Source organism: Streptomyces yangpuensis (assembly GCF_024666385.1).
GTDB classification, from domain to species: domain Bacteria; phylum Actinomycetota; class Actinomycetes; order Streptomycetales; family Streptomycetaceae; genus Streptomyces; species Streptomyces yangpuensis.
In genome coordinates this window covers 6,802,325-6,815,656 of sequence record NZ_CP102514.1, presented here as the reverse complement: position 1 = coordinate 6,815,656, position 13,332 = coordinate 6,802,325, and the positions used below count along the sequence as shown (strand labels likewise).

Sequence of the window (13,332 nt, the reverse complement as noted above, 5' to 3'; positions counted from 1 at the left end):
GTTCCCCAGGGAGGGCCCATGTGTCTGTTCCAGTACGCCGACGATCCCGAGCCCGAGGAACAGGGCCCGGCCGGACCCCTCTACGTGCCCGTCCGGCCGGGTACGGCGACGCAGGTGGTACTGCGGATCTTCCGCACCCCCCTGGGTGAGCGCACCGCCGTCGGATTCACCCGCCCCGACCTGCTGGCGGCCACCCTCGGGGCCGGGCACCCGTGGATCCGGCTGTCCGAGTCCGCGCTCCGCGCCCTGGCCTCGCCGCTCGGCGGGTGCCTGCTGACGATCGACCCGACCCTGACCGCTCCCGCCGTCACCCCGGCGCCGACGCAGGCCCGGACGCGGACCGGCGACGTCGCGGCCCGCGCACTCTGAGAGGGGCACTTGATGACCGTTTCCCTGCTCGCCGAGGCAACCGCCGGCGCGGAGGACCTGGCCCTGTGGCCCGCGTCCACGCGACGGCTCCCGCACGGCGGCCTGGCCGTCGGCGCGGTGTCGCTGGCGGAGGTGGCGGACCGGTTCGGGACACCGGCCTACGTCCTGGACGAAGGAGAGGTGCGCGGCCGCTGCCGGACGTACCGGGAGGCCTTCCCCGACGCCGACGTGCTGTACGCGGCCAAGGCCTTCCTGTCACGGGCCATGGTCCGCTGGGTACGGGAGGAGGGCCTCGGCCTGGACACCTGCTCGGCCGGAGAACTGGAGCTGGCGGTCACCGCCGGGTTCCCGCCCGAGCGCATCGTGCTGCACGGCAACGCCAAGTCGCCCCGCGACCTGGAGGCCGCGCTGCGGCTGGGTGTCGGGCGGATCGTCATCGACGGCCCCTCGGAGATCGCCCGGATCGCGGCCGCCGTCGGCCCCGACGGGCACCAGAAGGTCATGGTGCGGGTGGTACCGGGCGTGTCGGCCGGGGGGCACGACAAGATCCGTACCGGCACGGACGACCAGAAGTTCGGCTTGTCCCTCGACGACGGGGGCGCGCAGCACGCCGTGTCCCGGATCCTGGGCCAGCCGCAGCTCGGACTGACCGGCCTGCACTGCCACATCGGCTCCCAGATCACCGAGGTGAAGCCGTATGTGGTGGCCCTGCGCCGCATGGTCGCACTGATGGCCCGCATCCGCGACGCGCACGGAGTCGTCCTGCCCGAGCTCGACATGGGCGGCGGGCACGGAATCGCCTACCGGCCGGGCGAACCCGCGCTCGATCCGGCCTCGCTGGCCCGGAGGCTGCGCACGGAACTCGTCGCGGGATGCGCCGCCGCCCGGCTGCCCGTCCCGCGGCTCCTCGTCGAACCCGGGCGGGCGGTGGTCGGGCCCGCCGGCGTCGCCCTGTACCGCGTACTGGCCGTCAAGCAGACGGGGGCGCGGGTGTTCGTCGCCGTCGACGGCGGCATGAGCGACAATCCGAGGCCCGCGCTGTACGGGGTGCGCTACGCGCCCCGGCTGGTCGGCCGTGCCCCGACGGCCGGACCCCGTACGACCACGGTCGTCGGCCGGCACTGCGAGGCGGGCGACATCCTCGCGGCCGACGTGGAACTGCCGGGTGACGTCCGCCCCGGCGACCTGCTCGCCGTACCGGTGGCCGGCGCCTACCAGCTGTCGATGGCCTCCGGCTACAACCTCGTGGGCCGCCCCGCGGTCGTCGCGGTCCACGAGGGATCGGCCAGACTGCTGGTCCGGCGCGAGACCCTGGAGGACTTCCGCAGCCGGGACGTCGGCGACTGAATCCGGGGTGCGGGCCCTAGCGGGCGGCGAGCCGCTCCAGCAGGACGATGCTCCGGGCCAGCAACTCCCGCTCCTCGTCGCTCAGTTCGGCGGCGATGGCCTGGGCGAGCCAGCCGGCCCGGCGGCCGCGCTCGGCTTCGAGCGCGGTCCGGCCCGCGTCCGACAGCTCGACCAGCGACTTGCGGCCGTCCGTGGGGTGCGCCCGGCGCGTGACCAGGCCCTGTTCCAGGAGCAGGCCCACCGCCCGGGCCATGGACTGGGGGCGTACGCGCTGGTCGGCCGCGAGGTCGCTGGTGGTCATCGGGCCGTTGCGGTCGAGGGCGCCGAGCACGGCGGCCTGGCCCAGCGGGATGCGGTCCTCGTCCTTGACGCGCCGGATGAGCCTGCCCGTCGCGATGCGCAGTTCGGCGGCGATGGCGGCGGCTTCGGAGGAGGGCATAGGGCACTTTACCCCGCTGGTCAGCAAAGCTGTGCACCTGAACTGTACAGCAATACTGCGCAGCACAGCTGTACAGCAGAACTGCACAGCATTGCTGTATGGTTTTGCGTTGCCGGGGCCGGCGCCAGTGCTGTCGCAGCCGGGGTCCCGGCACACGACAACGGGAGGACCCCACCATGTCCGCACAGGCCGCCATGTCCGCACATGCCGCCGCTTCCGTCGACGCCCGCATCGAGACCGTCACCGCCCGCCGGATCATCGACAGCCGGGGCAACCCCACCGTCGAGGTCGACGTCGTCCTGACGGACGGCTCACTGGGGCGCGCGGCCGTTCCTTCCGGCGCCTCCACGGGCGCCCGGGAGGCCGTGGAGCTGCGCGACGGGGACCCCACGCGCTGGCACGGCAAGGGCGTCGACCGGGCGGTCGCCCACGTGAACGGAGAGATCGCCGCGTCGGTGCGCGGCCGGGACGCCGCGGACCAGGCGGGCCTCGACGCCGCGCTGATCGCGCTCGACGGAACCGCCACGAAGTCCCGGCTCGGCGCCAACGCGATCCTCGGCGTCTCGCTCGCCGCCGCCAAGGCCGCGGCGGCGGCCCACCGCCTGCCCCTCTACCGCCACCTCGGCGGCCCCGACGCCCACCTCCTGCCGCTGCCGATGATGAACATCGTCAACGGCGGTGCACACGCCGACAATCCGCTGGACTTCCAGGAGTTCATGATCGCCCCGGTGGGCGCGGACACCTTCGCCGAGGCCGTCCGCATGGGCAGCGAGGTCTTCCACACGCTGCGCCTCGACCTGCTGACCGCCGGACACTCCACGGGCGTCGGTGACGAGGGCGGCTTCGCACCCGCGCTGCGCACCGCCGAGGAGGCGCTCGACTTCGTGATGGCCGCGATCGAGCGCACCGGCTACCGCCCCGGCACGGACATCGGCCTGGTCATGGACCCGGCTTCGTCGGAGTTCTTCCGCGACGGGGTGTACGACTACGCCGGCGAGGGAGTGCGGCGCACTCCCGCCGAGCACGCCGATCACCTGGCCCGGCTGATCGACGCCTACCCGGTCGTCTCCATCGAGGATCCGATGGCGGAGAACGACTGGGAGGGCTGGCGCGAGCTGACCGCCCGCGTCGGCGACCGCTGCCAGCTCACCGGCGACGACGTGTTCTGCACGGACGAGGCACTGCTGCGCGAGGGCATCCGTACCGGCGTCGGCAACTCGGTGCTGGTCAAGGTCAACCAGATCGGGACCCTGACCGAGGCGCTGGCCACCGTGGCCACGGCCCACCGGGCGGGCTGGACGGCCGTCATGTCGCACCGCTCGGGCGAGACGGAGGACACCACCATCGCGGATCTGGCGGTGGCGACCGGCTGCGGGCAGATCAAGACCGGCTCGCTCTCGCGCTCCGACCGCACGGCGAAGTACAACCAGCTGATCCGTATCGAGGAGGAACTGGGGGACGCGGCCCGCTTCGCGGGCGGCTCCGCACTGCGCCGGGCCTGACCGGTGCCGGCACCGGCGCTGGCGCTGGCACCGGCGCTCAGGGCCGGTAGACGATCTCGATGCCCATCGCGGCGATGATCCCCCAGACGCCGAGGCCGAGCAGCCACATCGCTTCGAGGGCGGCGCCGGTGGCGGTGACCGCGAGGCCGGCCACCCCCAGGGCGCGTACGGTCCGGCGGATGCCGCGGTCGGGAAGCCAGTCGCTGGTCACCTGACGAGAATCCCGCCGGATCCCCTCGATGACGAGGGTCCGGCGGAATTCCTGTCGGCTTCCTGACACGGGTGCGCCGGCCGGCCGGTGCGTGAGCTGGCCGGGGCGGTCAGCTCTCGCCCGCGGCCTCCTCGGCCTTGTCGGCTATGTCCTCCAGGACGGCTTTCGGGTCACCGCCCGGCTCCACGGCGCGGCCGATGTTGCGCTTGATCGCGTCACTGACCGCCAGCCACGAGGGGTCGTTCACCGGATAGAGCCGGGCCGTCCGCAGGGCGTTCAGGAAGTCCTCGTCGGTCGGGCTGAGACCGCCGCCGGCCGGGGTCCGTGCGGCGGAGGCGGTGGCCGGCAGCAGGTGGTAGCGGCTCGCGAAGTCCGACAGGTTCTTGTCCTGGTAGACGAACTCCAGGAACCTGCCGATCTCCTCGCGCTTGCCGTTCTGCTTGAACGCCACCATCCAGTCGGCGACGCCCACGGTCGGCGGGCTCTCCTCGCGGCCCAGCGAGTCCGAGACCGGCATGGCCACGGTGCCGACGCCGATGCCCTTCGCCGCCGCCTCGTGGGCGAGCGACGGGTAGCCGTTGAGCATGCCGACCTCGCCCCGCAGGAAGGCGGCGAACGCGTCGGCCCGGTTCGTCCCGGACGGCGGAACGGGCCCGACGAGGCCGGGGGTGACCAGGTTGTCCCTGACCCACTGCCAGGTGCGGACGTTCTTCTCGGAGTCCAGGCTGTAGTTGCCGCTGCTGTCGGCGTAACCGCCGCCGTTGCTCAGCTCCCAGATCAGCGCCTCGGCGTGCGCCTCCTCCGGTCCGAGCGGCAGCGCGTACGGGTACTTCACGCCCTTGTCCTTGAGCGCCTTGGCGGCTGCCTTCAGGTCGGACCAGGTCCTGGGGGCCTCCTTGACGCCGGCCTTGGCGAACAGCGCCTCGTTGTAGAAGAGCAGGCGGCTGCTCGCCACGAACGGCAGGCCGTACAGGCGGCTGTCGAAGGTACCCGCCTCGGCGAGCGGCTGGAGGAAGTTCGCCTCGGCGCCGACGGTGAGGAGCTCTTCCGCGGAGTACAGCTCGCCCTGCGCGGCGAAGTCCGAGTAGGAGCCCATGAGCGCCACGTCGGGTGCCTCGCCCTTGCGGACCATGCGGGAGACCTCGCGGTCGATGTCGGCCCACGGCAGCAGCCGGACCTCGACCTTGATGCCGGGGTTGGCCTCGGTGAAGGCGCCCGTCACCTTGTCCCAGTACGCCTTGGAGCTGGTGGCCGGGGTGTCGCCGTATTCGGCGGCCACCAGCCGGAGCGTGCCGCCGTCATCCCCGCCGCCGTCCGCGGCGCCGCATCCGGAGAGTTGCGGCAGGAGGCCGAGTACGACCGCGGTGGCGGCCGGCCCGAAGATCTTTCGTCGCACGAGCGTATTCCCCTGGTGTCGCTTGGATGGCGCCGCGCACGGTGCACCCAGCCAGGGGTGCCCTGCGGCCCGGTGGCCGGAATCATCCCCCGGGATTGGAGGGATTGATTCCGCTCCGGGAGCAGGTGTGGCCGATGATCCAGTCGCAGGCCGGGCCCCTTGTGGCATCCGACGATGATCCGAACGGTCCCACGCGCGTAGAACGGACGGCCGCCCCACCGCCCGGTTCCCGGCGCCCGGCTCCCACCCCGGTACGGGCCCGTTCGGCGGGTGGCGAAACGGTCCGTCAGCCCACGTTCGAGTGAGCCGGGAGTACGCGGGCGGAGTCGGCCCGGGGCCGGGGCGAGCCGGGCCGAGGATGCCCGCATGCGACTTTCCCCGACCCTCCCCCGCCGCGTCCTCCTCCCCCTCGTGGCCGCCGTCGCCCTGCTGGCCACGGGCGGGACCACCGCCGTCACCGCCGCTGAGGCCTGCGGTTCGATCATCACCGCACCGCTGGCCCCGCCCGTCCCGGCGGACGACCCCTGTCCCAGCACCGATCCGGTCGTGTGCCGTATCCGCGTCCTGCCCATGGCCGAGAAGGTCGAGGCGCAGCGCACCCGGATCCGCTACCACGACCTGCTGGAAGCCATGCACCGCACCGAGGCCGACATGCGCGAAGCCGGCGCCTCCGACGAGGAGATCGCCCGGGAGCTCGTCGACATGCGCAATCAGGCCAAGGAGATCACGCGCGCGGGCATGACCCCCGAGGAGGTCCGGATCCTGGAGGAGCGCAACACGGCCAAGTACGGCAACCCCCTCGGGCCGACCGCCGACCAGCTGTACGTGAAGTACGGCTCCTGGCAGAAGGTCACCGACGCTTCCATGCGCACCAGCTACGCCGTGGACCGCGAGCTCGCCCTCGAATACCGCCCCTGCCCCGTCTAGGGGGTGTCCGGGCTCAAGCCCTGTCCCCGGGGCGGGGCCCCGGGCCGGCGGCCTGGGTGCGGAAATGGTGGCGGTTCTCGTGGAGGAAGGCGTCGAGGGTCCGGGGCGGGCGGCCGAGGATGCGGGCGACCGTGTCGGTGGGGATTTCGGGCCGGGCGACGGCGAGTTGCTGGATCTCCGTCACATGCTCGGCGAGCCACGCGGGCATATGGGCGCGGTGGACGAAGTGTTCGCGGAACTCCTCCGGGGTGAGACGCACGTAGCGGACCCGATGCCCCGTCACCAGGCTCAGGCGCCGGACGAGTTCGGGGTGGGAGACGGCTTCCGGACCCGTGAGGACGTAGGACCCGGTCGCGATGCCGGGCCGGGTGAGCGCGGCAGCGGCGACGTCGCCGATGTCCCTGCAGTCGACGTAGTTGCAGGGGGCGTCGCCCATCGCACCGAGGATCACGCCCCGGGCGATTCCCGGGGCCGACCGCAGCAGGTTCTGCATGAACGCGTAGGGGCGCAGGACGGTGTGGCTCACCCCGAGGGTGCGCAGGTGCTGCTCCACGGCATGGTGTCCGCGGGAGACGGCGACCGGGGAGTCGGGTTCGGCGGCGGGCGCGGAGATCTTGACGATGTGTTCGATCCCGGACCGGGCCGCGATGTCGATGGCGCGGGATTCGAGTTCGACCTGTGCGGGGCCGTTGGCCATGGCGAGGAAGAGCCTGCTCGCGCCCTCGAAGGCAGTGCGCAGCGAGCCGGCGTCCGCGGCGTCCGCGTACCGGACCTCCGGCCGCGGGCCGTGCGTGCCGGTGGTGCCGGGTATCGGGTCGTGCGGGGTACGGGTCAACGCGCGGACGGGTGCACCGAGCGCGAGGAGGCTGTGGAGCACGGCGTTGCCCGTCGCTCCGGTCGCTCCCATGACGGCGATCATTTGGTTTCCTCGTTTCTGGGTTCCTGGTTCCTGGTTCCTGGTGAGTTCCGGTCGGCGGCGCGCCGGCCCGGGGCCGGTCACCTGCGGGGCGTCGCGAGGGTGCTCCGCCAGCGCAGAGTGACGATCGTGGCGGCGAGAGCCGCGGAGACGGGCAGGTCGATCCGCAGGCGCTCCAGCCGGGGACCGCCGGGTACGGGGGTGTGGGCGGGCAGCCACTGGGCGGCGAACCATCCCAGCAGTGCGGCGGCGCCGGTGGCCGCGACGGCCAGGACGACGGTCACGGCGGCTCCCGGCAGCCCGGTGGACCTGGTCCAGCGCCGGGGATGCCCGCCGTTCCGCAGCCAGGCGCCGACCAGGAACGCCACCACGGCGGAGGTGCCGGCGATGGAGGTCACGGCGGCCACGGCCAGGTCCCGCTGCCCGGTGGCGATTCCGGCGGCACCGGCCGTCAGGGCGGGGGCGGCGTAGGCGGTCAGCACCTCGCGCCACAGGGCGAAGGGCCGGGGCGTCGGTCGGCTACGGCCGGTTCTGTCCTTCGTTGCGGTCATGACGACCCCTTTCTCATTCGGTGGGGCACGCGGGCCGGACTGAGCAGGACCTTCCGGCCGAGATAATTAGGCAGCTAACTATTGGGGGAAGGAAAAGGCCCGGCCCGAAAGGGCGGGGCCGGACGAGCCGGACAAAGCAGGCCGGAACAAAGCAGGCCGGACGGCGGCCCGGACGGCGGCTCGGGCAGCGGGCCCGGACGGCGGCCCGCGCGGCGGATCAGTCGTCGGCCAGGGCCTCGCTGCCGCGCACCACACGGGCGAGCAGGTCGAGGAACACCGTGCGCTCCGCCACGGAGAGCCCGCCCACCATCGCCTCCAGCCGCCCGAAATGCTCGGGCGCCATGTCACGCAGGCGCTGCGCCCCCCGCGCCGTCAGGATGGCGACGGTACCCCTGCCGTCCTCCGTGGACGGCCGCCTGGCGACGAGCCCTTCCCTTTCCAGACCGTCCAGCAGGCCGGTGACCGTGGCCCTGGAGACGTCGAGGTCGGCGGCGAGCCGGGAGGGGGACTTCTCGCCGCCGTGGTCCTCGAGATCGGCGAGCAGGCGGTAGCGGCCAGTCGACAGGCCGAACCTGGCGAAGTGCGCCTCGGCCGCCCGGCCGACCCTCGCGCCCGCCGAGATCAGCCGCACGGCGACCAGCACCGCCTGCGGATCGGCGTCCAGGCCGTAGTGCTCGACCTGCCGCCTGGCCTGATCCAGGGTGGGCGCCTCGCCGTCGATCCCGTTCTTCTTCATGAAACTAATATGGCAGCTAACTATCTCCGTGTCCAGGTCCCCGTCCCGGTGATCGTGTACGGCGGTCGGGTGGAACCGCCGTACACGGCGGCGCGCGTGCGGCGAGCCGCCACCGTCCCGCCGACGTGGTGGCCGGAAGCTGTGGCCCGTCACGAGGAGTGACCGAAGACAGGGCGAGCAGCGGCAGAGGGGTCTGCATGTCGACGTTCACGTGGGGTGCGCGCAGGGACCGGACACGACTCGCACGCAGAGGCCGCCGGCGCCGCGCGGACCGGATCGGCACCGCGGTGGCCCTGGCCCTGGCGCTCGCCGTGGCCCTGCCCGGGGCCGCGCTGGCCGCCCCGGGCGACCTGGACCCCTCGTTCGGCGGCGGCGACGGGGTGGTGACCACCGACCTCGGTGCCGCGGAGGCCGCCGCCGACACGGTCGTGCAGCCCGACGGCAAGGTCGTCGCCGTCGGCAGCGACGCGACGGACTTCTTCGGCAATTTCGCGGCGGTCCGCTACAACCCGGACGGCAGCCTCGACACCACCTTCGGCGACGGCGGGACGGTGTCCACCGACATCGCCGGCGGCTCCGACAGCGCCGAGGGCGTGGCCCTCCAGGCCGACGGCAAGATCGTCGTCGTCGGCGTCAGCGAGAACCTCGAAGGCGGCGTCGCCTGGTTCACGGTGGTCCGGTACAACCCCGACGGCAGCCTCGACACCACCTTCGACGGCGACGGCAAGGCGGTCACCGACCTCGGCGGCGGTGGCGCCGACCGGGGCTCCGACGTGGCGGTACAGGCCGACGGCAAGATCGTCGCCGCCGGCGGTGTCGGCGGGGTGTTCGCCCTGGCCCGGTACAACGCCGCCGACGGCAGCCTCGACACCACCTTCGACGGCGACGGCAAGGTGTTCACCGAGTTCGGAGGCCTCCAGGAGGGCAGCACGGCGTACGCCCTGGCCCTCCAGCCCGACGGCAGGATCGTCGCCGCCGGCGACACCACCGAGGGCCTCGTACGCGACTTCGCGCTGGCCCGCTACAACGCCGACGGCAGCCCCGACACGACCTTCAGCGGCGACGGCCGGACGACCACCGACTTCGGCTCCATGGACACCGCCCAGGACGTGGTGGTGCAGTCCGACGGCAGGATCGTCGCCGCAGGCGGCTCCAGCCCTGGTCGCTTCGCCCTGGCCCGCTACCACGCCGACGGCACCCCCGACACGAGCTTCAGCGGCGACGGCAGGGTGACCACCGACCTCGGCGGCCCCCAGGGCGGCGGCTCCGCCCACGACGTGGTCCAGCAGTCCGACGGCAGGCTCGTCGCCGCCGGCGGTGGGAACGGCGACTTCGCGCTGGCCCGGTACCACACCGACGGCAGCCCGGACACGGGCTTCGGCGGCGGCGACGGCGCCGTCAGCACCAACCTCGGGGGCGCCGACCTGGCCCGCTCGGTGGCGCTGCTCACCGACGGCAGGATCGTGGCCGTGGGCGGCGGCGGGGCCGGCGAGGACTTCGCGCTCGCCCGGTACGAGGGCGGCGGGACCACTCCCCCGCCCCCGGCCGGCGTCGACCTGGCCGTCACCCTGTCCGGCCCCGCCACGGTCAGCATCGGCGACCAGGCGACGTACACGGTCACGGTGCGCAACACCGGCACCACCACCCCCGCGACGGCCGTCACCCTGGCCGACACCCTGACCGGAGCCGGCGGCTCCCTCCTGTCGGCCACGCCCAGCCAGGGCGGCTGCACCACCACCGCGACCGGGGCGAACTGCACCCTGGGGACCCTCGCCGCGGGCGCCTCCGCCACCGTGACCGTGGTGGCCGAGCCCCGGAGCACCGGCACCCTCTCCGACACCGCCACGGCGGACGCGGCGGAGACCGACCCCGTCCCCGGCAACGACCGGGCCACCGTGAACACCGCCGTGAACAACGCCCGCGGCTGCACGATCATCGGCACCAGCGGCGCGGACACCCTGAACGGCGGCTTCTTCACCGACGTGATCTGCGGACTCGGCGGCAACGACACGATCCGGCCCGGCTACGGCAACGACACCGTCCACGGCGGTGCGGGCAACGACACCATCGACGGCGGACACGGCGACGACACCCTGAACGGCAACGCCGGGAACGACACCCTCCTGGGCAACTACGGAAACGACCGGCTCGGCACCGTCGACTCCGTGGCCGGCAACGACACCGCGAACGGCGGCCCCGGCACCGACACCTGCACCACCGACCCGGGCGATGCCCGTATCAGCTGCCCCTAGGGGATGTCCGGCGGATCAGGGTCGGACACCCGCTGGACCCGGACGGCGGCCCGCCGGTCGCGCGGCCCTCCTGCCCGCGGGGTGTCCGCGGGACACTGGGACTGATGCCCGGAGCGGTACCGGACGGCGCAACGCCTCTGGCTGCCGTTGCGGACATCGACCAGCATGAGGACAGCGGCACCGGCGGACGAGATGGGCACGCATGCGCGCCACCGAGAGAAACCAGGACTACCCCTTCGCTGTCACCAACACGGCCGCGGCCCTGCTGGACGGCGCCGGGACGGTCGTCGCCTGGACCCGGGCGGCCGAAACCCTCCTGGAACGCCGGTCCGCGGACGTGTGCGGCCGCCCCGCACGCGACCTGCTCGCGGACCCGGGCAGCTGGGAAGCGGTGCTGGCGCAGGGTGCCGGGCAGGGGGACCGGGCGGGCTGGGAGGGCCGTGCCTCACTGCGGCACGGCTCGGGCCGCGCGCTGGAGATCGGCTTCCGCGTCGTCCCGCTGACCGGCGCGCACGGGAACGCGGCCCGGTTCCTGGTGCTCGGGGCGGCCCTGGAACTGGTCGCCCGGTGGCGGCAGGACAACGCCTTCACGCACGAACTGTTCCTGCAGGGCCGGGTGGGCCTGGCCGTCTTCGACAGGGACCTGCGGCTGCTCCGGACGAACTCGCACCTGCTGCCGTACACCGGGGTGCCCGTCGAACTGTACGGGCGGCGGCTGGCCGACTTCCTGTGGGCCGAGGACGCGCGGATCATCGACGACCGGCTGCGGGACGTCGTCCACAGCGGGATCCCCCTGGTCGGCCTGAACACGACCGTGCACACCATCGACGACCCGAGAGCCGGCCGGATCGTGACCGTCCAGGCGTTCCGGCTCCAGGAACCCGACGGCCACCCGATGGGGGTGGCGGCCGTGTTCACCGACGTCACCGACCACGAACGGGCGCGCGAACGCCTGGACCTGCTGTACCGCGCGACCGGAGCGCTGGGCGGTTCGCTGTCCGTCCTGCGCACCGTGGAGGACCTGGTGAAGGTCCTGGCGCCCGCGTTCGGCGACTGCGCCGCGGTCGACCTCGCGGAGACCGTGCTGACCGGTGGTGAACCCCCCGCCGACGGGCAGCCCACCCTGCCCCTGATCCGGATGGCCGTCGCCGGAGCGGAATCGGAGGCGCTGCGCACCGGGACGGCCCGGTTCGCGGCGCCCCTCGCCACCCCAGGACCGGACGGGCCCGAAGGGCGGGAATGCAAGGGGGAGCTGATCACCGGCCTCGGGGACCGGCCCGCGGGCTCGGGGGGCTCCGCGGGCTCCGGGGACGACGCGGCCCCCGCATGGGCGACGGCCGTGCCGGGCGCGCACTCGGCGATGACGGCCCCGCTGTGCGCACGGGGCATCAGGTTCGGCCGGCTCACGCTCTGGCGCACGGGCGACGCCGCTGCGCCGGAGGAGGACGACCTCGCCCTGCTGGAGGAGATCGCCGCCCGTGCCGCCGTCGCCGTGGACAACGCCCGGCGCTACACCAAGGAACGCCGCACCGCCGTGGGCCTGCAGCGCAGCCTCCTGCCGCCCGCCACCTCGGAGAAGCCCGCGGTGGAGGCGGCCGGTCTCTACCTGCCCGCCGACGCGGACAGCGGAGTGGGCGGCGACTGGTTCGACGTGATCCCGCTGTCGTCGGCCCGTGTCGCCCTCGTCGTCGGGGACGTCGCCGGCCACGGACTGCACGCCACGGCCATGATGGGACGCCTGCGCAGCGCCGTACGGGCGATGGCGGACCTGGAACTGGAGCCCGAGGAACTGCTCGCGCACGTGGACGACATGGTCGTGCAGTTCGCCTCCGAGGCCGAGAGCGACGACCCCGACGACACAGACGCGGGCCTTCCGCTGCCCGGCGGCCCGGCCGGCGCCACCTGCCTGTACGCCGTGTACGACCCGGTCACCCGAACCTGCGCCATGGCCAGCGCCGGGCACCCGCCCCCGGCCGTCGTCAGCCCGGACGGAACCGTGTGGTACGTCGAGCTGAGCCCCGGTCCGCCCCTGGGGGTCGGCGGCTGGCCCTTCGAGCCGGTCGAGCGCGAGCTGCCGCCGGGGAGCGTCCTCGCCCTGTACACCGACGGCCTGATCGAACGCGGGGAGGGGGACATCGACCACGGCATGCGCGACCTCGCGGACCGGCTGCTGCGCTCGGACGTACTCGGCCGGCCGCTGCGCCAGGCCCGGCACGACATCGTGGAAGGGCTGCCGCCGGGCAGGCTGAGGGACGACGTCACCCTGCTGCTGGCCCGCACCCGGGTGGTGGAGGCCGCGTCCATCGCGACGTGGCTGCTCGACGCGGACCCGGCGGTCGTCGCCGACGCCCGCCATCTCGTCCTCGCCCAGCTGACCGCCTGGGACCTCGACGAGCTCTCCTTCAGCACGGAGCTCATCGTCAGCGAGCTGGTCACCAACGCCATCCGGTACGCGGGCGGACCCGTCCGGCTCCGCCTGATCCGGGCGGACACCCTGACGTGCGAGATCTCCGACTCCAGCAACACCCAGCCCCGGATGCGCCGTGCGCGCAACTCCGAGGAAGGCGGTCGGGGCCTGTACATCGTCGCCCAGCTCTCGCACCGCTGGGGCAGCCGATACACCATGGGAGGCAAGACCGTGTGGTCCGAACAGACCCTGCCGCACGCCTGACGGGGCCGGCCGACG

General features: G+C 73.5%; 12 protein-coding genes. 6 read left to right on the top strand and 6 right to left on the bottom strand.

The window, feature by feature from the left end; all coding sequences use genetic code 11:
• The first annotated feature begins 18 nt into the window (after positions 1–18).
• Complete coding sequence (locus NRK68_RS30855) at positions 19–369, top strand: SAV_915 family protein (RefSeq protein WP_183064460.1); 351 nt, start codon at positions 19–21, stop codon at positions 367–369.
• A 12-nt stretch (positions 370–381) separates the two neighbouring features.
• Positions 382–1,716 carry a diaminopimelate decarboxylase gene (gene lysA, locus NRK68_RS30850; protein ID WP_257857389.1) on the top strand — a complete coding sequence of 445 codons (1,335 nt, stop codon included), beginning with the start codon at positions 382–384 and terminating at the stop codon, positions 1,714–1,716.
• A 16-nt stretch (positions 1,717–1,732) separates the two neighbouring features.
• Here the strand turns inward: lysA and NRK68_RS30845 are convergent, their stop codons facing one another.
• On the bottom strand, positions 1,733–2,155 hold the full coding sequence (locus tag NRK68_RS30845; protein WP_257857388.1) for a MarR family winged helix-turn-helix transcriptional regulator: 423 nt from the start codon (positions 2,153–2,155) through the stop codon (positions 1,733–1,735).
• A gap of 194 nt (positions 2,156–2,349) precedes the next feature.
• Here NRK68_RS30845 and eno point away from each other — a divergent pair, with 194 nt between their 5' ends.
• On the top strand, positions 2,350–3,657 hold the full coding sequence (gene eno, locus NRK68_RS30840; RefSeq protein WP_257857963.1) for a phosphopyruvate hydratase: 1,308 nt from the start codon (positions 2,350–2,352) through the stop codon (positions 3,655–3,657).
• A gap of 37 nt (positions 3,658–3,694) precedes the next feature.
• On the opposite strand, the gene NRK68_RS30835 is transcribed toward eno, so the two are convergent.
• Positions 3,695–3,868 carry a hypothetical protein gene (locus NRK68_RS30835; RefSeq protein WP_183064946.1) on the bottom strand — a complete coding sequence of 58 codons (174 nt, stop codon included), beginning with the start codon at positions 3,866–3,868 and terminating at the stop codon, positions 3,695–3,697.
• Between the two features lie 109 nt (positions 3,869–3,977).
• Positions 3,978–5,264 carry an extracellular solute-binding protein gene (locus NRK68_RS30830; protein WP_257857387.1) on the bottom strand — a complete coding sequence of 429 codons (1,287 nt, stop codon included), beginning with the start codon at positions 5,262–5,264 and terminating at the stop codon, positions 3,978–3,980.
• A gap of 366 nt (positions 5,265–5,630) precedes the next feature.
• On the opposite strand from NRK68_RS30830, the gene NRK68_RS30825 reads away from it, so the two are divergent.
• On the top strand, positions 5,631–6,191 hold the full coding sequence (locus NRK68_RS30825) for a hypothetical protein (protein WP_183064456.1): 561 nt from the start codon (positions 5,631–5,633) through the stop codon (positions 6,189–6,191).
• 13 nt (positions 6,192–6,204) lie between these two features.
• Here the strand turns inward: NRK68_RS30825 and NRK68_RS30820 are convergent, their stop codons facing one another.
• The 3 genes from NRK68_RS30820 to NRK68_RS30810 all read right to left on the bottom strand — a co-directional run bounded on the left by NRK68_RS30820 (position 6,205) and on the right by NRK68_RS30810 (position 8,394).
• A complete protein-coding gene (locus NRK68_RS30820) occupies positions 6,205–7,110 on the bottom strand; it encodes an NmrA family NAD(P)-binding protein (RefSeq protein WP_257857386.1) in 906 nt (301 codons plus the stop codon).
• A 77-nt stretch (positions 7,111–7,187) separates the two neighbouring features.
• Positions 7,188–7,658 (bottom strand): hypothetical protein, encoded by a 471-nt coding sequence (locus NRK68_RS30815; protein ID WP_257857385.1) that lies wholly within the window; start codon positions 7,656–7,658, stop codon positions 7,188–7,190.
• A 217-nt stretch (positions 7,659–7,875) separates the two neighbouring features.
• Complete coding sequence (locus tag NRK68_RS30810; protein WP_257857384.1) at positions 7,876–8,394, bottom strand: MarR family winged helix-turn-helix transcriptional regulator; 519 nt, start codon at positions 8,392–8,394, stop codon at positions 7,876–7,878.
• Between the two features lie 197 nt (positions 8,395–8,591).
• On the opposite strand from NRK68_RS30810, the gene NRK68_RS30805 reads away from it, so the two are divergent.
• Entirely contained in the window at positions 8,592–10,646 is a 2,055-nt protein-coding gene (locus NRK68_RS30805) for a calcium-binding protein (RefSeq protein WP_257857383.1), read from the top strand.
• Positions 10,647–10,848: 202 nt separating this feature from the next.
• Positions 10,849–13,317, top strand: coding sequence for a SpoIIE family protein phosphatase (locus tag NRK68_RS30800; protein WP_257857382.1), 2,469 nt, complete (start codon positions 10,849–10,851; stop codon positions 13,315–13,317).
• Positions 13,318–13,332 lie beyond the last annotated feature (15 nt).

Excerpts from the sequence above, each read along its gene's own strand:
- NRK68_RS30855 (WP_183064460.1), top strand. The coding sequence starts at position 19 with ATGTGTCTGTTCCAGTACGCCGACGATCCCGAGCCCGAGGAACAGGGC.
- lysA (WP_257857389.1), top strand. The coding sequence starts at position 382 with ATGACCGTTTCCCTGCTCGCCGAGGCAACCGCCGGCGCGGAGGACCTG.
- NRK68_RS30845 (WP_257857388.1), bottom strand. The coding sequence starts at position 2,155 with ATGCCCTCCTCCGAAGCCGCCGCCATCGCCGCCGAACTGCGCATCGCG.
- eno (WP_257857963.1), top strand. The coding sequence starts at position 2,350 with ATGTCCGCACATGCCGCCGCTTCCGTCGACGCCCGCATCGAGACCGTC.
- NRK68_RS30825 (WP_183064456.1), top strand. The coding sequence starts at position 5,631 with ATGCGACTTTCCCCGACCCTCCCCCGCCGCGTCCTCCTCCCCCTCGTG.
- NRK68_RS30820 (WP_257857386.1), bottom strand. The coding sequence starts at position 7,110 with ATGATCGCCGTCATGGGAGCGACCGGAGCGACGGGCAACGCCGTGCTC.
- NRK68_RS30815 (WP_257857385.1), bottom strand. The coding sequence starts at position 7,658 with ATGACCGCAACGAAGGACAGAACCGGCCGTAGCCGACCGACGCCCCGG.
- NRK68_RS30810 (WP_257857384.1), bottom strand. The coding sequence starts at position 8,394 with ATGAAGAAGAACGGGATCGACGGCGAGGCGCCCACCCTGGATCAGGCC.
- NRK68_RS30805 (WP_257857383.1), top strand. The coding sequence starts at position 8,592 with ATGTCGACGTTCACGTGGGGTGCGCGCAGGGACCGGACACGACTCGCA.
- NRK68_RS30800 (WP_257857382.1), top strand. The coding sequence starts at position 10,849 with ATGCGCGCCACCGAGAGAAACCAGGACTACCCCTTCGCTGTCACCAAC.